Origin of the sequence: Neisseria sp. 27098_8_139 (assembly GCF_041433195.1) — a bacterium.
GTDB classification, from domain to species: Bacteria; Pseudomonadota; Gammaproteobacteria; order Burkholderiales; family Neisseriaceae; genus Neisseria; species Neisseria subflava.
This window is the reverse complement of sequence record NZ_JAPWBA010000002.1, coordinates 12,869-34,763: the sequence shown is the minus strand read 5'-3', so window position 1 is coordinate 34,763 and position 21,895 is coordinate 12,869. Positions and strand designations below refer to the sequence as shown.

Below are 21,895 nucleotides of genomic sequence, written 5' to 3'. Positions count from 1 at the left end.
TTCATTATTTTCCGCTACAATACCCCCTTTCCCCCAACGAACACCGTCCATGTACGACAATATCCGCTTCCATTTCGACGAAGACTACCCCGACCAGATCCCGCCCGAAAACGCCGCCACCCATATCGGCATGTACTGGCAGTGGGCGGCGCAGGCAAGCCTCGTCAACCCCGTCTGGCAAACCGCCCCCGAAACCGCAGCCGACTTCTCCGCCATGACCTCGGGCAAAATCAGCGGACGGCACTTCCTGCTCAAACACATGGACGGCGCATTGACGGCGGACGACTTTACCGAACTCGGCCAACGGTTTACCGAGTTCTACTACACCGACGAAGAAGACGGCTACGGCGCATTTATGGAAGACTACATCCTCGCCCTCGACACACCCTCGCTCGGCGGCTTCTACCACGTCAAAAACACCCCGGAAACCTTCGCCAAACTGACCCCCGTTTTTCAGACGGCATTTGAAAAATGGAAAAGCAGTTTGAAAGTAGAAAAATATTCGAAAGAATCCACACAATGAAACCGAACTATTCTATCGACATTGCTATTAACTGCTTCCGTCCAGGTGGCGGCATGGAAAGCTACACTTTCGACCTGGTCCGTGGTTTAAACGCACACGGCATCAAACCTACCGTCTTTGCTGCACAAATCGATACAACGATTCCTGAATACCGCCAAGTTGATACGCATCACGTCAATCAAAAAAAGATTCCAAAAAAGTTGCGTCCTTTTTTCTTCAGTATGCAATTGGCCAAACTCCGGCAAAACAGGAATATCCCCCTTATTGCCTGCAATCCCAGTGATTATGCTGATATCTTTGTCTGCGGCGGTACACACTTAGGTTACCTGCACAACATGGGTAAAACCCCAAACCTACTTGATAGACTCATCATTCGGCGTAACCGCACCAACTACTCAACGGCAAAATTGATCATGGCGCATTCACACCTAATGCAACACGAGTTGATCAACCTCTATGGGGTACCTTCTGAAAAAATCCATGTTATCCATCCACCTGCCGATACTGCACGCTTCTACGCTAAACCGGAAGAAATTCCTGCAACTCGTGCGAGATACGGATTTAAAGACGACGAAACTATTTTCCTATTTCCATCAACCGGACACACCCGAAAAGGCTTGGATTTATTAGCAGAATTTTTTGAGCATACCGATTTGCCCATCAAACTGGCTGTTGCCGGATCGGCTTTACCCCACCCGATGAACAACGTTATTGAGCTTGGTTTCTGCAAAAATATGCCTGAACTTTACCGAGCTGCTGACTTCACCATTATGGCATCACTGTACGAACCATTCGGACTGGTTGGTATAGAATCTATTTTGTGTGGAACCCGAGTTGTTTTCTCCGACAATATGGCATGTACCGAAGTCATGAACGAAAATGCAGGCTTCTTTTTCTCACGTCAAAACCCAGAAACATTGGCACAAGCCATCACTCAAGCAGTTTCTCTCAAACGACAGGGAAAACACAAAATTACCTCTCCTATGCAGGCATTAACCTATAATCCCACCTTAACGCATCATATCGACCAAACTCTCAATATGTTGAAGGCCGTCTGAAAACAATATTTAGGAACACCATGAAACTCATCATCCTCGACCGCGACGGCGTCATCAACCAAGACCGCGACGATTTCGTCAAATCCGTTGACGAATGGATTCCCATCGAAGGCAGCATGGATGCCATCGCCTTTTTAACGCAGGCAGGCTACACCATCGCCGTGGCCACCAACCAATCCGGTATCGGCCGCAAATACTTTACCGTGCAAGACCTGACCGAAATGCACGCGAAAATGCACCGCCTTGCCGTTCAAGCAGGCGGTACCATCGACGGCATTTGGTTTTGCCCGCACACCGCCGCCGACAACTGCGAATGCCGCAAACCCAAGCCCGGCATGATTATCGACATTATCGAACGCTTCAAGGCCAATGCCGCCGAAACCTGGCTGGTCGGCGACAGCCTGCGCGACCTGCAGGCCATTGATGCCGCAGGCGGCAAATCCGCGCTCGTCCTGACCGGCAAAGGCAAAAAAACGCTGGCCAAACACGAACAAGAACTGCCCGAACATACCCAAGTCTTCGACAACCTGCTGGCTTTCTCGCAATACATCATGCGTGAAAACACACAAATCGAAGAAGCCACGCAAGCCATCCTATAAACGACAAGGCCGTCTGAAAACTGCCGACAACGGTGTTTAGACGGCCTTCAAACGACAGACTTTTCCCCGATATGCTGATTATCCGCAACCTGATTTACTGGTTCATCCTTTCCTTTAGCATTATTTTGCTGTTCCCCTTTATGCTGCTTGCCCTGCCCTTCCAAGGCGGCGCACACAAAATGGCGCAAGTTTGGGTGCGCATCCTCAACTGGTCGCTCAAGCACATCATCGGTTTGAACTACACCTTAAGCGGCGCGGAAAACATTCCCGACCACCCTGCCATCATTTGCGCCAAACACCAAAGCGGCTGGGAAACCCTCGCCCTGCAAGAAATTTTTCCGCCACAAGTCTATGTTGCCAAACGCGAACTCTTCAAAATCCCTTTCTTCGGCTGGGGCTTGAAGCTGGTCAAAACCATCGGCATCGACCGCAACAACCGCAGCGAAGCCAACAAACAACTTTTAGAACAAGGCCTTGCGCGTAAAAACGAAGGCTATTGGATTACCATTTTCCCCGAAGGCACACGCCTGCCACCCGGCGAAAAAGGCCGCTACAAGCTCGGCGGCGCGCGCATGGCAAAAATGTTCGAGATGGACATCGTCCCCGTCGCGCTCAACAGCGGCGAGTTTTGGCCACGAAATTCCTTCCTCAAATACCCCGGCACGGTCAGCGTCATCATCGGCAAACCCATTGCCCACAACAACGGCAATGAAGCCGAACTCATGGCCCAATGCGAGCAATGGATCGAAAGCCAACAGCCCCTGATTACCGGACAAGGTCCGTTCGCGCCCAAAACCAAATAAATCATTCCATCGGGTGAGCCGCTATGCCCGCCTTTCCATGCCGTCCAATATTTCCATTAATATCATGCCCCGCCTCCATACCCACACCCTTTCAGACGGCCTCACCATTCATATCCAGCTCAAACGCAGCGCCAAGAAAAACCTCATCTTGCGCCCCGTTTCCGCCGATACCGTCAGCATCAATATCCCTCCATTTGTTACCCAGCACACCTTTACCCAATGGCTGAACGACAACGAAGCCCTCCTGCGCCGTACCTTAAACAAAACACCGGCCCGACCAACACCCACCGACTCGCTTCCCGAATGGATTTGGTATCAAGGCGTTCAGACGGCCTTGTCCGTCCACGTAGCAAACCACATCCAAATCAGGCCGTCTGAAATCCTGTTGCCCGAAAAAGAAACCGCCGCCCAACTTACCCATTTGCGCCGCCTTCTGCACGAGCGTGCGCACGAGTATCTGCTGCCGCGCCTCGAAGGCCATATCCGAACCACCCGTCTGACCCCGAGTGCCATTTCCCTTTCCAACGCCAAAACCTTCTGGGGCGTTTGCCGCCACACCACCGGCATCCGCCTCAACTGGCGGCTCATCGGCGCGCCCGAATATGTCGCCGACTACGTCTGCCTGCACGAACTCGCCCACCTGCGCCATCCCGACCACAGTCCTGCATTTTGGGCTCTGACCCACTCGCTCACGCCGCATGTTGACCAAGCCGAACAATGGCTGAAGGCGCACGGCAGCGAATTGTTCCGCCTCGGCTAAGTCTTTCCCAGCAGCATTTTTCTGCAAGCAAACACCAGCCCAAAGCAAAGAACCAACGCCCTCCAAACAAATCATGTAGCCGCGCGTAAAATCAGGTTTATCCGCTTGCCGCCCCTCATACCTGCCGATAAGATGATGCCGTTCTCAAAACCCTTTTCAGAAAGGAAAACCGATGACCAAAACAAAATCGTTACTGGCCACCGGCATTTTGGCTCTTTTCTCCGCCACGGCATTCGCCTCCCCACTGCCTTCCGAAATCTACCGTCCGGATGGCGCGCACACCATAAAAGCCGATCATCAAGGCAACGGCGAATTTGAATACGAAGCCGAACTTTCCGGCCAACGCAATTCCATTCCTTCTTTGGCCAAAAAAGTGATCGCCCACGCGCGCAGCAAAGGTTTCCATGTGGTTGAGTCTGAAATCAAACACGACGATGCCGATCTGAAATTCAAACGTGGCAAACAAGAGCTGGACGTTTCCATCGAAGACAAAGGCCAAGGCCGTATCGAATACAAAGCCGATTTGGACTTGGACAAAAACTAAATCCGACTCGCAAACAAAGGCCGTCTGAAATCCCATCGGGTTTCAGATGGCCTTTTATCGTCTTTATCAGATAAAATGGCAATCGGTTTGCAAAATTTCCGACTCAAAACATTGTACAATCTGCCCACTTATACCGATAACATCCCAAACATTGCCATGAAAAAACGTCTGCTCCTCCTCGCCATCCTTCCCCTTTCCCTTCACGCCGCCGATGTGCCGCCTGACGTAAAACCCGAGCTTCAAGTCAACACTGCCGAACCCCAACAACCCGAAACGCACAACATTCCTGCCGAGCAGACAAATAGGCCGTCTGAAAAAATCATCAACGTCGATGCCGATACCCTGCTTGCCAACACCGAATTACTGGCACGCGCCATGTATTCCGCCGTCGTCGCCCACAACATCCCCGGCATCAAAGCCGTTTTGCCCATTTACGAACAATGGCCAGAACACGACCGCGCCATGGCACGCTATGCCAAAGGTTTGCTTGCCCAATCCGAAGGACGCGCCGCCGAAGCCATCGGCCATTACCGCCGCTTTATCGCCGAGCAGCCCGATGCTTCCGCCGTCCGCTGGCAGCTTGCGACCGCCTTGTTTGAAGACAAACAAAACGAAGCCGCGGCCGACCAGTTCGACAAACTGCAAACCGAATCCCTCCCGCCTGCCTTGCAAGAACGCATCGAAACCTACCGCAAAGCCCTGCGCGAACGCGACTCATGGCAATTCAATGCCGGCTTGAACATCACGCGCGAACAAAACATCAACCAAGCCCCCGGCCAACGCCGTCTGGGCAACCACCTGAGCGATGAACAATGCCGCGCAGTGCGCCTTATCTATCCCGACGACGACTGCTTCCGAGGCTGGACATTCCCCGAACCCATCGATGCCACCGCCATCCACTACCAAATCGGCGCAGAAAAAAAATGGTCTCTGCCCCGCGGCTTCTATGCCACGGCAGGCGCAGACCATTACGGCAAAATCTATCCCAAACACACCAACTACAACGACCTCACCACACGCTTCTCGGCAGGCATCGGCTATGCCGACCAGCGCAACGACGTCGGCATGACCCCGTTCCACGAACGCCGCTTCTACGGCAACGACCCCTATACCTACACCAACGGCGCACGCCTCCACTACAACCATTGGTGGCAACCCAAGCTGCAAACCCTCAGCGCATTTGAAGCAGGCCGTCTGAAAAACGGCCGCCGCGAGCATTCCAACAACACCAGCCAACTGCTCAGCAACTCCATCGTGTACTACCGCAACGCGCGCCAATACTGGGTAGCCGGTATCGACCTCTACCGCGAACGCAACCGCGACGACAAAAGCGACAGCTTCAACCGCTACGCCCTGCGCACCACATGGGGACAAGAATGGCCCAAAGGCCTCTCCACCGTCCTACGCCTCAGCGCCGCCCAACGCCATTACCAAGCCCCCAGCTTCTTCAGCAACGAACAAAACCGCCGCGACAAAGAAGCTTCCGCCTCCCTGAGCGTATGGCATCGCGCCCTCCATTTCAAAGGCATCACCCCACGCCTGACCATTGCCCACAACAAAACATGGAGCAACGACAAGTTCTACGAATACGGCAAAACCAAAATGTTTATCGAATTGAGCAAAACGTTCTGACAAGTAGAACCAACCTGTGAATAAAGCAAAAATGCCTGTCCTGCATATTGATTTACAAGACAGATTCAAACTTTTACAGATACCGGATAAATAGATTTTTAAAGCATAACGCCTTATTAAATTCATATTTATCAAATAGATAAAATCCAAGCCAATATTACTTTACCAACATAACGTACAACACCGCATAACGTTACAAAAAATCAGGCCGTCTGAAACCCGACTTGGCGTTTCAGACGGCCTTAGTATTTGTTATCATATCCGTTCACCTCTTCAGAAAGTATGATGATGAATGCCCTGAACAAAACCCTCTTATCCGTTTCTGTCGCACTGGGATTGAGCGCCTGCGCTTCCGTCAAAACCGCAGACACCTACGACCTAGACTTCTCCAAACAAAAATACACCGAACAAAGCATCGAAGTGAACGGTCAAGCCGTCAAATTCCGCGCTTACGAAGGCGTGGTGTACGTCCGCAATCCTGTCGATACCCGTTACGAAATCATCAATATTTATGTACCCGAAGCCTATTACAACGGCGGCGAGATAGACGGTTTCAATGCCGAAACCGCACCGATTTTCCTGCCCAACCAAATCGGCGGTTATATGCCTGCCGAACCGGGTAAACCTGCTTTAGAAGGCAAACGCGACGAGCCTGAAGACGGCCAAAAATCGCCCAACGCCGCCCTGGTTGCCCTCTCCAAAGGCTACGTCGTCGCCTCCCCTGGCGCACGCGGCCGGACAGAACCCACCGGCAAAGCACCCGCCGTAATTGTCGATTTGAAAGCCGCTGTCCGTTACCTGAAAGCCAACGACAAAGCCATGCCCGGCGATGCCGAAAAAATCATTTCCAACGGCACAAGCGCGGGCGGCGCGATGTCCGCCCTCTTAGGCGCAACAGCCGACCAAAAAGATTACGAAAAATATCTGAAAGCATTGGGTGCGGCAGACAGCAGCGACAAGATTTTCGCCGTATCCGCCTACTGCCCGATTACCGATTTGGACCATGCCGACATGGCTTACGAATGGCAGTTCAACGGCGTTAACGACTACAAAAAAATGAACATTTCCATGCTCGACTACCGCGTCAAACGCGAGCTGGTTGCCGGTACGCTGACCGATGACGAGAAAAAACTATCCGACCTCCTCAAACCCTTATACCCAGTATACCTCAACAGCCTGAACCTAAAATCCCCCGAAGGCAAACCCCTGACACTGGACGCCCAAGGCAACGGCAGCTTTAAAAACCATATTGCCGGTTTACTTGCCAAATCCGCACAAGCCCAGCTTGATGCAGGCAAAGACCTGAGCGACCGCACATGGCTGACCGTCCGCAACGGCAAAGTCGTCTCCGTCGATTTCGATGCCTACGCCAAAGCCGCCGGCCGCCAAAAAACACCGCCGGCCTTTGACGGCGTAGATTTAAGCGCAGGCGAAAACCAACTCTTCGGCACCAATACCGTCGATAAACGCCACTTCACCGCGTTCTCCATGCAACACAATACCGCCGCCAACGCCGAAATCGCAGATGAAGAAACCATCAAAATCATGAACCCGCTCAACTACATCGGCAAACCGGGCGTAAGCCTGCCGCAAAACTGGCGCATCCGTGTCGGCACCAACGACCGCGACACCTCACTGGCAGTCTCCGCCGTCTTAGCCGCCAAACTGCAAAACAACGGCCAAACCGTCGACTACGCCCTGCCTTGGGATGTCGGCCACGGCGGCGATTATGACTTGGACGAACTGTTTGCCTGGATGAAACAAGTCAGCAGCTCTGCAAAATAAGCGTTCGCAACATAGATTGAGATGAGATTTAGTATCCGTTTTAATTAAAGAAAGGCCGTCTGAACTTTTTCAGACGGCCTATATTTTGATAAAAGCTCAAAGCCCTTTATTATATAAATGAAATTTCTTAATAGCATTAAATATTAATTTTCTTAAATAATATAATTTTAAATTCCATAAAATAATTTAAATAAAGAAATTTTAGAATAAAATTGCTAAAACAAAAAACTAAGCCTTGTTTAATTCTGCTAAAACCTGTAACCTGTATCAAAAATAAACAAGAGAGTCCATCATGTCCCAACACCACCCTACCGACGATATTAAGATTAAAGAAGTCAAAGAGTTACTCCCTCCAATCGCACATTTGTATGAGCTGCCTGTTACGCCTCAGGTTGCCAATTTGGTTTATAAAACACGTCATGAAATTGCGGATTTGGTTCATGGCCGCGACAACCGTTTGCTGGTCATCATCGGCCCATGTTCGATTCACGATACTAAGGCGGCGGTTGAATATGCGCAAAAATTACTGCCCTTGCGCAAAAAATATGAGAAAGAGCTGCTGATTGTAATGCGCGTGTATTTTGAAAAACCGCGTACAACCGTTGGCTGGAAAGGCTTGATTAACGATCCGCACTTGGACGGTACGTTTGACATCAACTACGGCCTGCGCCAAGCGCGTCAGTTGTTGCTGACTTTGAACGAAATGGGCATGCCTGCTTCGACTGAATTCTTGGACATGATTACGCCGCAATACTACGCAGACCTGATTTCTTGGGGCGCGATTGGTGCGCGTACGACTGAAAGCCAGGTACACCGCGAATTGGCCAGCGGCCTCTCCTGCCCTGTCGGTTTTAAAAACGGTACGGACGGCAATCTGAAAATCGCCATCGACGCCATCGGTGCCGCCAATCATCCGCACCACTTCCTGTCTGTAACCAAAGCCGGTCATTCCGCGATTGTCCACACCAGCGGCAACCCTGACTGCCATGCAATTTTGCGTGGCGGAAAAGAGCCTAATTACAGCGCGGAACACGTTAAAGACGCGGTTGCGCAGCTTCAAAAAGCCGGTGTGAGCAGCAAACTGATGGTGGACTGCAGCCATGCCAACAGCCGTAAAGACTTCCGCAAACAAATGGATGTAGCGCGCGATGTTGCGGCGCAGCTGAAAGCCGGTGAAGAAAACATCATGGGCGTGATGGTGGAAAGCCACTTGGTTGAAGGCCGTCAAGACAAGCCTGAAGTTTATGGTCAAAGTATTACGGATGCCTGCATCGGTTGGGATACGACTGAAGAATTGCTGGCCCTGCTTGCCGAGGCGAAAGGTTACCAAGCGTAAGTGCGAAACTATTAAAAAGACCGGATATGTTCCGGTCTTTTTTGTGCCTGTCATTTTGATTTCTTTGCTCAGGTTTAGAATAAAAAAGTATGAGACCTTTGCAAAATTCCCTAAAATCCCCTAAATTCCCCTAAATTCCCACAAAGACATTTAGGGGATTTCTCATGAGCACCTTCTTCCAGCAAACCGCACAAGCCATGATTGCCAAACACATCGACCGCTTCCCACTATTGAAGTTGGATCAAGTGATTGATTGGCAACCGATCGAACAGTACCTGAACCGTCAAAGAACCCATTACCTTAGAGACCACCGCGGCCGTCCCGTCTATCCCCTTTTGTCCATGTTCAAAGCCGTCCTGCTCGGACAATGGCACAGCCTCTCCGATCCCGAACTCGAACACAGCCTCATCACCCGCATCGATTTCAACCTGTTTTGCCGTTTTGACGAACTGAGCATCCCCGATTACAGCACCTTATGCCGCTACCGCAACTGGCTGGCGCAAGACGACACCCTGTCCGAATTGCTGGAACTGATTAACCGCCAACTGACTGAAAAAGGTTTAAAAGTAGAGAAAGCATCCGCCGCCGTCATTGACGCCACCATTATTCAGACCGCCGGCAGCAAACAGCGTCAGGCCATAGAAGTTGATGAGGAAGGACAAGTCAGCGGCCAAACCACACCGAGCAAAGATAAAGATGCCCGCTGGACAAAGAAAAACGGTTTATACAGACTCGGTTACAAGCAGCATACCCGTACCGATGAGGAAGGCTATATCGAGAAACTGCACATCACTCCCGCCAATACCCATGAGTGCAACCACCTGTCTCCTTTGCTGGGAGGAATAGCCAAAGACACAACCGTCTATGCAGATAAGGGCTACGACAGTGCGGAAAACCGGCAACATCTGGAAGAGCATCAGTTGTTGGACGGCATTATGCGCAAGGCCTGCCGCAAACATCCTCTGACGGAAGCGCAAACCAAACGCAACCGATATTTGTCGAAGACCCGTTATGTGGTCGAACAAAGCTTCGGTACGCTGCACCGTAAATTCCGCTACGCCCGGGCAGCCTATTTTGGTCTGCTCAAAGTGAGTGCGCAAAGCCATCTGAAGGCGATGTGTTTAAACCTGTTGAAAGCGGCTAACAGGCTAAGTGTGCCTGTTGCCGCCTAAAAGGCGGCCCGGATGCCTGATTATCAGGTATCCGGGGAGGATTAAGGGGGTATTTGAATAGAATCAGTGGATATTTGAAACAAAAGCAGCCGAAAACCTTCGTTTAGGTTTCGGCTGTCGGGGGAAGGGCTTTTTTGCAAAGGTCTCTGAATATGAATAAAGTTCAAGGCCGGTCGGTTTACTATATAATACCGTCCAAACCAACCATAACTTACTCATTGCAGGGAAGATAATGAAAAAAGTGCTGATTGTGCATTACTCGCAAACGGGGCAGCTCTCCAGCCTGGCGCGAAATTTTGCCGCGCCGTTGCAAACAGCCGGCGTACAGGTCGATTGCGTCAATATCGTACCGGAGCAGACATTTCCGTTTCCGTGGCCGTTTTGGCGTTTTTTCGATACCTTTCCTGAAACCGTCCATTTAAAACCCGCCCCGATTCTGCCGCCGCAAATTCCATCCGAAGATTACGATGTGGTGGTCATTGCCTACACCGTTTGGTTCCTCTCTCCTTCGCAACCGATGACCGCCTTTTTGCAACGCGAAGAAACGCGCCGGCTGCTGGACGGCAAACCGGTCATCACGCTTATCGGCTGCCGCAATATGTGGCTGGGCGCGCAGGAAAAAATGAAATCTTTGCTGAAACAAAACGGCGCCAAACTCATCGGCAACATCGTAAAAATCGATGCCTGCAACAGCGCGGCTAGTTTCATTACCACGCCCGCATGGATGCTGACCGGCGACAAGCGCTACTTCCGCTCCCTGCCCTCCGCCGGCATTGCTGAAGAAGAATTGGCGGATGCGGCGCGGTTTGGTACGAAATTGCGCGATACACTATTGAACCAACAACCTTTGGACGAAACCCTGTTTCAAAACATGGGCGCAGTGACAGTCAATGAAAAACTGATTTTCAGCGAACGCGCCGCCGGTCGCAGCTTCTTCGTCTGGGGCAAGCTTTTGATGGCGGCAGGCCGTATTTCTCCGCTCTTGCGCCGTGCCTTGTTGTGCTTTTACATCGTATTTTTATTGGCGATGATTTTGGTGGTTTTACCTGTCAGCGTGATTTTGAAAAAACTGCTGCATCCGCTGCTCAAAGGCCGTCTGAAAAAACTGGCGGATTATTACGGCCAACCTTCCGGCGGATAAATCGGATTGCGGGCGGCAACCTGTAAGGAGACTGTATATGGACGATTTTGAACGCATTTACCGCGACTGGCACGAATATGCCAAAAACCGCGACACCGACGCGCTGATTGCGCTGTATGCCGACGACGCCGTATTTGAAAGCCCGCTGGTGCCCGCGATTATGAATACCGACAGCGGCATCCTGTGCGGCAAGGCCGAAATCCTGCGTTTTTTACAGGAAGGTACGCGCCGCCGTCCCAACGATTTGGTGCGCTGGTATCGGGACGGCCGCTATTTCGTTGCGGGCGATACGCTGGTGTGGGAATACCCGCGCCAGACGCCCGACGGCGATCAGGTGGATATTTTGGAAGTGATGCGACTGGAAGGCGGCAAAATCAAGCACCACCGCATTTATTGGGGCTGGTTCGGCACGCAGATGCTGACAGCTTCGGCACTCGCCAAAGCGGTTAAGGCTTGACGCCGGAAGCCGCACCGACGTTGGCAGAGGCCGTCTGAAAACGACCAAAATGTTTTGCAGCAACGGCCGACGACAGTCTTGCTTTTCAGACGGCCTCAAATACAGAAAGCACTCCATGCCCGAAGTTATCCACTACCCCGAACGCCGTCGCTTTCAAATCGATATTGACGGTTTGGAAGCAGGCTACATCAGCTATACCGAACACAACGGCGGCTGGGACATAAACCATACCGAGGTCTCGCCCAACTTCCGTCATCGCGGCATTGCCAAACTGCTGGTGAGCGCGCTGATGGAATACGCCGAAACACACCACATCCCGTTGACTGCAAGCTGCGACTACGCGGCACGGTTTATCGGTTGATTATTTTGACAACCACATCATGACATCGAATAACACACTCAAAGACGTTTATCTCAACCGCGTTTCTGCCTTCTTGCCCAATGCCCCCGTCGGCAATGACGAAATGGAAGCCGTCCTCGGCATGGCAGGCGATGTACCATCACGCGTGCGCCGTATGATTTTGCGTTCCAACGGCATTTTGTCGCGCCATTACGCCATCGACCCCGAAAGCCGCCGCACGACGCATACCAATGCTGAGTTGGCTGCCGAAGCGGTCAATGGCTTATTTGCCCAAGGCGTTCCTGCAGAAGCCATCGGCAGCCTAGCGTGCGCCACTTCCTATCCCGACCAAACCATGCCCGGACACGGCGTGATGGTGCATGGTTTGCTGGATATGCCGCCTTGCGAAGTGTTCAGCATGGCAGGCGTATGCGCGGCAGGTATGGCGGCAATGAAACACGCCTACAACGCTGTGCGCACCGGCGAACACGCACATGCAGTTTCCGTTGCTTCCGAAAACGCCTCGGCGGTCATGCGCGGCGAAGTGTTCCAAAGCGAAACCGACCATAAAAAACTGGAAAACGCGTCCCCCGAAATCGGGTTTGAAAAAGACTTTTTGCGCTGGATGCTGTCTGACGGCGCAGGCGCGGTGTATCTGTCCGACCGCCCCAATTCAGACGGCCTCAGCCTGAAAATCCATTGGATAGACCTGCTTTCCTACGCCAACGAAATTCCGCCCTGCATGTATGCCGGCGCAGAATTCCGCGACGGCGTATTTGAAGGCTGGAAACACGCCGATGCCGATTACGGCCGCCGCCACAGCCTGATGGCGGTCAAACAAGACGTCAAACTGCTGAACGAAAATATCGTCCGCTATACAGTGGAAAAACCCCTCTCCCAAATCGCCGCCAAACACGGCATCCGCGCCGAAGAAATCGATTGGTTCCTGCCACACTACTCTTCCGGCTTTTTCCGCGACCGCCTTTCAGACGGCCTGAAAAATATCGGCTTCGACATTCCGCAGGAAAAATGGTTTACCAATCTGCACAGCAAGGGCAACACGGGTTCGGCCTCGATTTACATCATCCTTGAAGAATTTATGCGCACTTTCCCTATCGAACACGGCCAAAAAATCCTGTGTTACGTTCCGGAAAGCGGACGCTTTTCAACATGTTTCATGCTTTTGGAAGCAGTAAAGGCCGTCTGAATGAAAATTGACGACATCCCTCAAGACAACAGCGCCAGCTACCACGGCCACCGTAAAGTCATCTACGGCACCCGCGACGGCCACTACGAAGCGGCCACCAGCAACGGTTGGCAGGACGAAGCCTACGCCACCGAAATGGCAGTGTGCGAACTCGATGCCCAAACGCATGCCGCGCGCGAAGCTGTCGAAAAAGGCGAATATTCGCCGCTGTACTACCATATGTTCCGTTGCCGTTATGATGAAACCGGCTTGGCCATGGCGGCAGGCGTATGGAAATGGCAGCTGCGCCGGCATTTCCGTCCCGAAGTGTTCGCCAAACTACCGACCAAAACTCTGCAAAAATACGCCGATGCCTGCCAAATCAGCATAGACAGCCTCAAACAAACCAATATTTAAAGCCCCCTCATGATTACCCTGCATTCGCTCGACCAATCCCGCGCCCTGCGCATTGTTTGGCTGCTTGAAATCCTCGGTACGCCTTACCGCCTGCAAACCTACCGCCGCCATCCCGACACTTTGCTCGCCCCTGACGAACTCAAAGCCATCCATCCCTTGGGCAAATCGCCTTTATTGGATGATAACGGCTTTATCTTGGCGGAAAGCGGCGCGATTACCGACTATCTGATTCAAACCTATGGCAACGGCCGTCTGATGCCCGAACGCGGCAGCCGCGAATACTGGCAATATCAACGCTGGCTGCATTACGCCGAAGGTTCGCTGATGCCGTTATTGCTGCTCGGACTGGTGTTCCGCCGGATTGAAAGCGCGCCCATGCCGTTTTTCGTCAAACCGATTGCCCGCAAAATCAGCGGCAGCGTCAAAAGCAGCTTTATCCATCCGCAAGCCGCGCTGCATCTTGCCCACATCAACAGCGAATTGGAAAACCGCAAATGGTTGGTCGGCAACAGCCTCAGTGGTGCCGACATCATGATGAGCTATCCGCTGCAAGCCGCAGCCGACCGCTTCGATTTTGCCGACTACCCCAATATCCGCGCTTATTTGCAGCGTATCGAAGCGCATGAAGCCTACCGCCGCGCCGTTGAAAAAGCAGGTTCGCCTTTATTGAAACTCGACAAATAAAACAAGGCCGTCTGAAACGTTTTCAGACGGCCTGAAACCTTGGTTCACTTATCGAATAGCTTTGCAGCAAACGGCATTTTTACCCAAGCGCCGCCCGAGTGCTTTGTTCCCCCTCGCCGTTCCACTATAATAGCAACCCATATCCTTCTAAAAAATAACACCATGCCAACCGACAAACGCCCGACTCTTGCCATCGACACCAGCACATCCTTTCTGTCCATCGCATTGGAATATCAAGGCGAAGTCCGCCTGTTTCACGAAAACGTCGGCACCAAGCAATCCGAACAAATCCTGCCGCAAATCGAGTGCCTCTTTAAAGAAGCGGGCATCACGGCTGCCGACTTGGGCTGCATCGTTTATGCACAAGGTCCCGGCGCATTTACCGGCCTGCGTATCGGCGCGGCGGTTGCACAAGGTTTGGCCACGCCGTTTGACACGCCCATGATCGGCATTCCCTGCCTCGATGCCGCCGCTTCGCTGCTGCCGCCATCAAGCTGCGTACTGGCGGCCACCGATGCGCGCATGGGCGAAGTGTTCTACGCATGGTTTGATACGCAAAACCACGTCCGCTTGAGCGATTACACGGTTGGCAAAGCCGCCGCCATTATCGCGCCTGAAGGCCAAACGCCTACCGGCGGCATCGGCAATGCCTTTGCCCTCGCCGACAAACCGCCTTTTGACGGTCAAGCCGATATGCCGACCGCCGCCGACTATCTTAAACTTGCCCGCAGCGGCCGCTATCTTGCTACTGACGCGGCGCACGCCGAGTTGCTCTACGTCCGCAACAAAATTGCCCTGACCGCACAAGAGCAAGCCCAACAAAAGGCCAAACCGTGAACCTGCGCCCAGCCGTACTTGCCGACTGCCCCGCTCTTGCCACCATCGACGCACAAGGCAATCCTTCGTCGTGGACGGCGCAGCAGTTTGAATCAGCCGTTCAACACCATCCCGACAGCGTTTGGCTCAGCCAGACCGACCACCAAATTACCGGCTTTATCGTGTGGCAAACCGTATTTGACGAATCCGAGCTACATTTGATTGCCGTCGCGCCAGAATGCCGCCGCCAAGGCATTGCGTCCGCCCTGCTGCAACACTGGCAAAACGCAGTGCAACAGCAAGGCGCAACCCGATTGCTGCTCGAAGTCCGCGCAAGCAATGAAACCGCGCAACAGCTCTACCGCAAACACGGCTTCCAAACCTGCGGCCGCCGCAAAAACTACTACGCCCTGCCCGACGGTGGCAGCGAAGATGCCGTATTAATGGAGAAATCATGTTAAGCAGCCGCTATCTGCACCTGCACGAAGCCTTGGGCTTGGGCCCGATGTGGCTGAACCGAAACGCCAAAATCATCCATGCTGCGCCTCAAGCCGCAGCCGCGCCCGTCCGCCCCAAAACCATTGTTGCCGATACCGCCCAAGCCGTGCGCACTTTATCCGCAGGTGCCCATCAGGCACGCACTGCCGCCATTGCCACTGCGCAAACGGCCAAACCTGCTGCTCGCGTTCCCGAAGCAACACCCAAAGCCATTGCCGAAACACCGGCAAAAACAGAAAAAGCCGCGCATTCAGACAATCTGCCCCGTCTTGACGTAACCATCAGGCCGTCTGAAATCATGGTAGTCAGCATTTGTCCGTCCACCGAAGACAGCCTGCACGGTACACTGTTTAGCGGCGACGTCGGCACGCTTCTCGACAACATCCTCGCCGCCATCGGCCTCAAACCCGAGCAGGCGCATAAAACCGCATGGGTCAAAACCGCACCCGTGTTCACCGCCCTGCCCGATGCCGAACACATCCGCTCCGAGCTTGCCGAAATGCAAAACGAGCTGACCGCTTCGCAAGCGCGCGCAATATTGTTTCTCGGCAAAATCTTTGATAGCCCAGACATGATCGGGCTGATGAACGAATTGTGCGCAGAGCGGCCGTATTTCGTCATTCCCCACCCCGCTCGCCTGCTGATGCAGCCGCAATTCAAAGCGCAGGCATGGCAAATCTTAAAGCCATTGAAACAGCTTTTGGCCAAGGCCGTCTGAACATTCTGTTCAACCTAAAATCAGGTTTTTCATCAACAAAAAAGGGCGTGTACGACACGCCCTAATGTTTATCAATATTCCGCCGAATGCCAGAAAGGCTGACCCACCGTCGGCGTACTGGCACGCGCTTTCTCACGCGCCTCCACAGGTTCCGCCTCATAAGCCAGACGGCCCGACTCGACCGCAAGCGCAAAAGCGCGTGCCATATTGACCGGATCGCCGCTACGGGAAACGGCGGTGTTCAGCAACACGCCGTCAAAACCCCATTCCATCACTTGCGCCGCCTGCGAAGGCAAACCCAAACCGGCATCAATAATCAACGGCGTATCGGGCAGGCGTTCACGCAGGACTTTCAGCGCATAAGCATGAACCGCGCCCAGACCCGTGCCAATCGGCGCCGCCCACGGCATCAACGCCTGACAGCCTGCGTCAAGCAGTCGGCGGCAGGCAATCAGGTCTTCGGTGCAATAAGGCAGCACTTTGAAGCCATCTTTAATCAGGATTTCCGCCGCTTCGACCAGTTGGAACACATCTGGCTGCAAAGTATCGTCATCACCGATAAGTTCGAGCTTGATCCAATCGGTATCAAACACTTCACGCGCCATTTGCGCAGTGGTCACGGCTTCCTGAACGCTTTGACAGCCTGCGGTATTGGGCAACACAGGTACGCCCATTTCTTCCAACAACGACCAAAAGCCCTGCCCGTGCGCTTCGCCGCCGCTGCCGGCACGACGCAACGAAACGGTAATCATCGCCGGTTGCGCGATTTGGACAGACTGCTTGAGGATTTCCGGCGTCGGATAAGCAGCCGTACCAAGCAGCAGCCGTGAAGGGAAAGTTTCTCCATATAGGGTAAACATGATAGATTCCTTTGTAATATTATTTTTTAGGGCAAGAGCCTTCTGAAAAATCGGTTCAGATAGTTTCCAAATAGTTTTCAAGTCCTTCGGCGACCTTAGTCGGAATAAACTCGGTAATTGTGTATTTCGCTACGCCTTCTCGGTGAAACGGGTCTTCTGTAATTAATTTTTCCACCTGTTCCCTACCTGATGCTTTCATCAGGATAACGCCACCTGTCCGCGGCTGTTTGCGTCCAGACATCACAAATACACCTGCTTGATAATACCGTTCAAGATACGCAATATGCTCGGACAGGTAGGTTTCAACCGCAGCCAAGTCTTTAATATATTCCAACGATAAGATAAACATTTCTTTTCCTTTTCTCAGCATTAAACCAATAGCGCAGCTATACGCGCAGTAAAACCGCTTATCCGCCGACTACCGGGCGCACAATGTCCACTTTATCGTTTTCGTTCAAAACCGTTTCCGCATACGTGCCTTTGGCGACAAACTGGGTATTGACGGCAACGGCAAACGGTTTTGGCGGCGAAGTTTGGGCGATAAGGTCGGCAACGGTTGTGCCGTTTAATGTGATGGTTTCATTGTTCAATATAATCTTCATGATGTTTGCTCCTCTTGTCAGACTTCTTATTTTCAGACGGCCTTATTCATCCCACAAAGCCTGAAACGCTTTAACCACCGCTTCGGGATTTTCCGCTTCGGTCACGGCGCGGACGACGGCAAGTGAGGAAACGCCGGTGGCAAGCACATCTTCGGCGTTGTTCAAATCGATGCCGCCGATGGCGACGACGGGCGTGCCGCGTGCCTGTCTGACGTATTCGCGCAGTTTGTCCAAACCTTGCGGGGCGGTCGGCATTTGCTTGGTCGTGGTCGGGAAAATCGCACCGCTGGCGACGTAGCTAGGTTGTACGGACAAGGCGCGATCGAGTTCGGCAACAGAGTGCGTACTCAAGCCCAAGCGCAAACCGGCAGCTTCAATCGCGGCTAGGTCGGCAGTGTCCATGTCTTCCTGCCCGAGATGCACGCCGTATGCACCTGCGGCAATCGCTTCGCGCCAGTGGTCGTTGATGAAAAGCTGGGTTGCACTGTTTTGACAGGCTACGACGCAACGTTCGATTTCGCGTTTCAACTCGTCGCCATGCAGGATTTTACAGCGCAGTTGCACCGTGTCGGCACCTGCTTTGACCATGCGCTCGACCCAGTCAGCAGTGGGAACAACGGCGTAAAATTTCAGGGGAGATTTGAGTGGCGGGAAGGTCATAACGGCTCCGAAAGGAATAATTCGTTGTTATATTATCAGAAAAGGCCGTCTGAATAATATTTGTTTTCAGACGGCCTGATTGAAAAAATGAATATTGCCCTATTCGGCTTTGGCTTTATAAAAATATGAACATACTGATGGGTTATCAAAATGAGTGCCATATTGGCGCCCCACATTCGGAGACCCAACCCATGAAAAAAATTTCTCTTGTTAGCCGCCCTTCCCTTACTGTTTACCACTTATTCAAATGCCGCCACGCCTAAAGCGGAAGCTTCAAAACCAGCTTCGGCACACAAACAAACCAAGCAGCGTTTTTCCGGCAAAATCACCGGCTATCAAACCGCCGAGCATTTGTTCTCCGTACGCAAGGGCGACCGCCTGCGCATCAGTAAAACCGGCAGCCCTAACGCCTATTTCAACGTATGGGCACCCAAAGACGATGAAGCCGTATTTAACGGTTCGGCACAAGGCGATAAATTTGACGGTATCGCTACCCAATCGGGCAAATATAAAGTGCAGGTCTATATGATGCGCGCCCAAGCCCGCCGTAACACTACTGCCCATTACGCCGTAAACGTCATCAAAAACTAAGGGGCTGACGTAGATTAGCCCTAAATTCCACACCAATCTCGCAGGATTTTAAGCTGTTGAGACGGTGTGCCGAAGTTAAATCGAAATTCGCATTCTTTCAAGAACAGCGGGAAAGATTTGCGATCGATTCCGTTGTATTTTCGCAAGAAACGTTTTGCCTGATTCCAAAAATTCTCAATGCCGTTAATGTGGTTCTGACGGTCGACAAATTCCTTGGAATGGTTGATGCGGTAATGGATAAAACCGCTCACGTCCAACTTATCATAGCTGCTCAGGCTATCCGTGTAAACAATGCTGTCCGGCATGATTTTCTTTTTGATGACAGGGAATAACGTTTCAGACTTGGCATTATCCACCACAACGGTATAGACCCGTCCGTTGCGTTTCAGAATGCCGAAGACAACCACTTTTCCTGCCGCACCTCGACCACGTCTGCCTTTACGCTGTCCGCCGAAATAGCTTTCGTCCAGCTCGACAGATCCCTCGAAAACCTCATCGGCAGCCAAGGCCAAATGATGGATGATGACATACATATTTTGCGGTAGAATAGAGTTATTTATCCTGCGACTAGGTAGAAGGCGCGGAAAGTCCGGCAGAACTGGTCAGCCTGATTGAAAGCGGCGACTACGAAGCCCTGCTTGCCGAAGATTCGGACGAACATGGCCAAGGCCACGAACATCATTGCGGCTGCGGCTGTTCCCTCGGCTGAGTCAGCCTGCCCATATTATCTACCGCCTCGATTTTCATATTAAAAGGAGACTTACCAGCATGATAAGCAAAGCAAAATTCAATACCGTTGTCGGCAGCATAGGAGCGGCAATAGGTATTTTCGTATTTGTCGCCTATATCCCCCAAATTATCGCCAATATGCAAGGGGCAAAGGCGCAGCCGTGGCAACCCCTGTTTGCAGCAGTATCCTGTCTGATTTGGGTTTTGTACGGTTGGAGCAAAGAACCCCGGAAAGACTGGATTCTGATTATACCCAACGCAGTCGGCGTGATATTGGGATTTCTGACTTTTCTGACTTCGCTTTAAACAAGGGGCTAATCTACGTCAGCCCCAAAACTAAACGCCCTCATGATGTAAAGCTTTAAAAAACAGCAAAGGCCGTCTGAAAATTGAAATTTCAGACGGCCTTTTAAACGGTTTGAAAAGGACGTATCGAACACGTCTTTTTTTTCCTATTACAACAGGAACATGGTTGCTAATCCCAAGAAAATCAGGAAGCCGCCGGAGTCGGTAACCGCGGTAATCAGCACCGAGCTGCCCAATGCCGGGTCGCGTCCGGCTTTGTCCATCATGACGGGAATGAGGACGCCGACGGTCGCGGCCAGCAAAAGGTTCAAGGTCATCGCGGCCACCATGACCAAACCGATGCCGATGTTGCCGTAGAGCAGCCATGAAATCACGCCCATTACCGTGCCCCAAATAATGCCGTTGACGAGGGCGACGCCGACTTCTTTTTTCAGCAGGCGGCCTGCCTGCGTACTGGTCATTTGTCCCATTGCCATGGCGCGGACGATCATGGTGATGGTTTGGTTGCCGGAGTTGCCGCCGATGCCGGCGACGATGGGCATCAGCGCAGCCAGTGCGACGATTTTCTCGATACTGCCTTCAAATGCGCCAATTACGCGGCTGGCGATAAAGGCGGTACACAGGTTGATGGCAAGCCACATCCAGCGGTTTTTCACCGAGTCCCAAATCGGGGCGAACAAGTCCTCTTCTTCTTGCAAACCGGCCATGTTAAACATGTCGGCTTCGGATTCTTCACGGATCACATCCACCATTTCGTCAATGGTGATCCTGCCGATCAGCTTTTTGTTTTCATCGACAACCGGCGCGGTGACCAAGTCATAACGTTCAAACGCCTGTGCCGCTTCTTCCACGTCGTCTTCGGGACGGAAGCGCACGACATCGGTGGCCATCACGTCCGCCACCATGTCTTCGGGGTCGGCGACCAAGAGTTTGCGGATGGGCAACACGCCTTGCAACACGTCGTTTTCATCAACCACGAAAATCTTGTCGGTATGGTCGGGCAGGCTGTCGAAACGGCGCAAGTAGCGCAACACGACCTCACACGCCACATCGGCGCGGATGCTGACCAATTCAAAGTCCATAATCGCGCCGACTTGGTTATCTTCGTAAGACATCGCCGCTTTGACCTGCTCGCGTTCTTCTTCATCACGCGTTTGCAGCGCTTCGTACACCACTTGGTGCGGCAGGTCGTCTGCCAGTTCTGCCAATTCGTCTGCGTCCAAATCATCGACGGCGGCCAACAGCTCGTCTTTGTCCATGGACTCGATCAGCATTTCGCGCACGGAGTCGGATACTTCCAGCAAGACTTCGCCGTCGTCTTCAGGGGCGACCAAAAGCCAAACGATGTTACGCTCGCGCGGCGGCAGGGATTCCAAGACGGCGGCCACGTCGGCAGGGTGCAACTCGGCCAAGAGGACGGTCAGCTCGGTAAACTTGTCGCGCAGGCTTGCGTCTTCAATCGGCACGCCTGCTTCGATTTGTTCAAAGGACGGCTCGAGGATTTCGCATAATGCGTGGATGCGGTCGATATCGTCAGAGATGCGATCGTCAGAAATGCGGTCTTCTACCACATCATTGTCGGGGGTATTGTCGAGATTCGGAGGGGTTTGTTCGATGCTCATAAATGCTCCGCCCGCCGGACGCGGGAAGGCATTTCGGCGGGATGATTATTGTTGTT

The 21,895-nt window shown here is 52.5% G+C and carries 26 protein-coding genes and 1 pseudogene; 21 read left to right on the top strand and 6 right to left on the bottom strand.

The genetic code is table 11. From position 1 onward, the window contains the following. The first annotated feature begins 49 nt into the window (after nucleotides 1–49). From O3660_RS02800 to O3660_RS02710, 19 genes are all read left to right on the top strand, one after another. Entirely contained in the window at nucleotides 50–523 is a 474-nt protein-coding gene (locus O3660_RS02800; RefSeq protein WP_371464524.1) for a cell surface protein, read from the top strand. Beyond that, the gene (locus O3660_RS02795) at nucleotides 520–1,581 is read left to right on the top strand and encodes a glycosyltransferase family 4 protein (RefSeq protein ID WP_049351505.1); all 1,062 of its coding nucleotides are present in this window, start codon (nucleotides 520–522) and stop codon (nucleotides 1,579–1,581) included. The genes O3660_RS02800 and O3660_RS02795 overlap by 4 nt, the downstream gene beginning before the upstream one ends. A gap of 20 nt (nucleotides 1,582–1,601) precedes the next feature. Beyond that, nucleotides 1,602–2,180: a D-glycero-beta-D-manno-heptose 1,7-bisphosphate 7-phosphatase gene (gene gmhB / locus O3660_RS02790; protein WP_049351506.1), complete on the top strand. Its 579-nt coding sequence runs from the start codon at nucleotides 1,602–1,604 to the stop codon at nucleotides 2,178–2,180. A gap of 71 nt (nucleotides 2,181–2,251) precedes the next feature. Further along, on the top strand, nucleotides 2,252–2,983 hold the full coding sequence (locus O3660_RS02785; RefSeq protein WP_049351507.1) for a lysophospholipid acyltransferase family protein: 732 nt from the start codon (nucleotides 2,252–2,254) through the stop codon (nucleotides 2,981–2,983). A 64-nt stretch (nucleotides 2,984–3,047) separates the two neighbouring features. Continuing rightward, nucleotides 3,048–3,743 carry a M48 family metallopeptidase gene (locus O3660_RS02780; protein ID WP_049351511.1) on the top strand — a complete coding sequence of 232 codons (696 nt, stop codon included), beginning with the start codon at nucleotides 3,048–3,050 and terminating at the stop codon, nucleotides 3,741–3,743. Between the two features lie 172 nt (nucleotides 3,744–3,915). Beyond that, entirely contained in the window at nucleotides 3,916–4,287 is a 372-nt protein-coding gene (locus O3660_RS02775) for a hypothetical protein (RefSeq protein ID WP_049351508.1), read from the top strand. A 156-nt stretch (nucleotides 4,288–4,443) separates the two neighbouring features. Then, nucleotides 4,444–5,919, top strand: coding sequence for a surface lipoprotein assembly modifier (locus O3660_RS02770; RefSeq protein ID WP_318250483.1), 1,476 nt, complete (start codon nucleotides 4,444–4,446; stop codon nucleotides 5,917–5,919). Between the two features lie 288 nt (nucleotides 5,920–6,207). Next, on the top strand, nucleotides 6,208–7,704 hold the full coding sequence (locus O3660_RS02765; RefSeq protein WP_318250484.1) for a subtype B tannase: 1,497 nt from the start codon (nucleotides 6,208–6,210) through the stop codon (nucleotides 7,702–7,704). A 292-nt stretch (nucleotides 7,705–7,996) separates the two neighbouring features. Continuing rightward, complete coding sequence (gene aroG / locus O3660_RS02760) at nucleotides 7,997–9,040, top strand: 3-deoxy-7-phosphoheptulonate synthase AroG (protein WP_049329504.1); 1,044 nt, start codon at nucleotides 7,997–7,999, stop codon at nucleotides 9,038–9,040. Between the two features lie 164 nt (nucleotides 9,041–9,204). Further along, entirely contained in the window at nucleotides 9,205–10,212 is a 1,008-nt protein-coding gene (locus O3660_RS02755; RefSeq protein WP_371464521.1) for an IS5 family transposase, read from the top strand. A gap of 232 nt (nucleotides 10,213–10,444) precedes the next feature. Next, a complete protein-coding gene (locus O3660_RS02750; RefSeq protein WP_049351227.1) occupies nucleotides 10,445–11,353 on the top strand; it encodes a hypothetical protein in 909 nt (302 codons plus the stop codon). A 37-nt stretch (nucleotides 11,354–11,390) separates the two neighbouring features. Further along, entirely contained in the window at nucleotides 11,391–11,810 is a 420-nt protein-coding gene (locus tag O3660_RS02745) for a nuclear transport factor 2 family protein (protein WP_049351226.1), read from the top strand. Nucleotides 11,811–11,925: 115 nt separating this feature from the next. Next, nucleotides 11,926–12,171, top strand: coding sequence for a GNAT family N-acetyltransferase (locus O3660_RS02740; RefSeq protein WP_049329758.1), 246 nt, complete (start codon nucleotides 11,926–11,928; stop codon nucleotides 12,169–12,171). Nucleotides 12,172–12,190: 19 nt separating this feature from the next. Further along, nucleotides 12,191–13,357: a beta-ketoacyl-ACP synthase III gene (locus O3660_RS02735; protein ID WP_371464520.1), complete on the top strand. Its 1,167-nt coding sequence runs from the start codon at nucleotides 12,191–12,193 to the stop codon at nucleotides 13,355–13,357. Continuing rightward, a complete protein-coding gene (locus O3660_RS02730; RefSeq protein ID WP_049351224.1) occupies nucleotides 13,358–13,753 on the top strand; it encodes a hypothetical protein in 396 nt (131 codons plus the stop codon). It abuts the gene before it with no gap. 9 nt (nucleotides 13,754–13,762) lie between these two features. Further along, nucleotides 13,763–14,437 carry a glutathione S-transferase family protein gene (locus O3660_RS02725; RefSeq protein ID WP_250601432.1) on the top strand — a complete coding sequence of 225 codons (675 nt, stop codon included), beginning with the start codon at nucleotides 13,763–13,765 and terminating at the stop codon, nucleotides 14,435–14,437. 162 nt (nucleotides 14,438–14,599) lie between these two features. Next, complete coding sequence (gene tsaB, locus O3660_RS02720; protein WP_371464519.1) at nucleotides 14,600–15,274, top strand: tRNA (adenosine(37)-N6)-threonylcarbamoyltransferase complex dimerization subunit type 1 TsaB; 675 nt, start codon at nucleotides 14,600–14,602, stop codon at nucleotides 15,272–15,274. Beyond that, the gene (gene rimI, locus O3660_RS02715) at nucleotides 15,271–15,714 is read left to right on the top strand and encodes a ribosomal protein S18-alanine N-acetyltransferase (protein WP_049351221.1); all 444 of its coding nucleotides are present in this window, start codon (nucleotides 15,271–15,273) and stop codon (nucleotides 15,712–15,714) included. Before tsaB ends, rimI begins: the two co-directional genes overlap by 4 nt. Then, a complete protein-coding gene (locus O3660_RS02710) occupies nucleotides 15,708–16,469 on the top strand; it encodes a uracil-DNA glycosylase family protein (RefSeq protein WP_049351220.1) in 762 nt (253 codons plus the stop codon). Before rimI ends, O3660_RS02710 begins: the two co-directional genes overlap by 7 nt. Nucleotides 16,470–16,540: 71 nt before the next feature. Here the strand turns inward: O3660_RS02710 and O3660_RS02705 are convergent, their stop codons facing one another. The 4 genes from O3660_RS02705 to thiE are packed head-to-tail and all read right to left on the bottom strand — an operon-like array spanning nucleotide 16,541 to nucleotide 18,591. After that, nucleotides 16,541–17,329 carry a thiazole synthase gene (locus tag O3660_RS02705; RefSeq protein ID WP_049332237.1) on the bottom strand — a complete coding sequence of 263 codons (789 nt, stop codon included), beginning with the start codon at nucleotides 17,327–17,329 and terminating at the stop codon, nucleotides 16,541–16,543. 55 nt (nucleotides 17,330–17,384) lie between these two features. Next, complete coding sequence (locus O3660_RS02700) at nucleotides 17,385–17,678, bottom strand: YciI family protein (RefSeq protein WP_049351219.1); 294 nt, start codon at nucleotides 17,676–17,678, stop codon at nucleotides 17,385–17,387. A gap of 58 nt (nucleotides 17,679–17,736) precedes the next feature. Further along, entirely contained in the window at nucleotides 17,737–17,931 is a 195-nt protein-coding gene (gene thiS / locus O3660_RS02695) for a sulfur carrier protein ThiS (protein ID WP_049351218.1), read from the bottom strand. A gap of 42 nt (nucleotides 17,932–17,973) precedes the next feature. After that, a complete protein-coding gene (gene thiE / locus O3660_RS02690; RefSeq protein WP_049329750.1) occupies nucleotides 17,974–18,591 on the bottom strand; it encodes a thiamine phosphate synthase in 618 nt (205 codons plus the stop codon). 207 nt (nucleotides 18,592–18,798) lie between these two features. Between thiE and O3660_RS02685 the strand changes: the two genes are divergently transcribed. Beyond that, entirely contained in the window at nucleotides 18,799–19,182 is a 384-nt protein-coding gene (locus O3660_RS02685) for a hypothetical protein (protein WP_004518967.1), read from the top strand. Nucleotides 19,183–19,202: 20 nt separating this feature from the next. Here O3660_RS02685 and O3660_RS02680 read toward each other — a convergent pair. Then, a pseudogene (locus tag O3660_RS02680) lies at nucleotides 19,203–19,732 on the bottom strand (IS1595 family transposase); the annotation flags it as partial. Between the two features lie 218 nt (nucleotides 19,733–19,950). On the opposite strand from O3660_RS02680, the gene O3660_RS02675 reads away from it, so the two are divergent. Then, nucleotides 19,951–20,217, top strand: a complete 267-nt coding sequence (locus O3660_RS02675; protein WP_004518970.1) for a SemiSWEET family transporter — start codon at nucleotides 19,951–19,953, stop codon at nucleotides 20,215–20,217. Nucleotides 20,218–20,366: 149 nt separating this feature from the next. Here O3660_RS02675 and mgtE read toward each other — a convergent pair whose 3' ends face one another. Beyond that, entirely contained in the window at nucleotides 20,367–21,839 is a 1,473-nt protein-coding gene (gene mgtE / locus O3660_RS02670) for a magnesium transporter (RefSeq protein WP_049352817.1), read from the bottom strand. Nucleotides 21,840–21,895 lie beyond the last annotated feature (56 nt).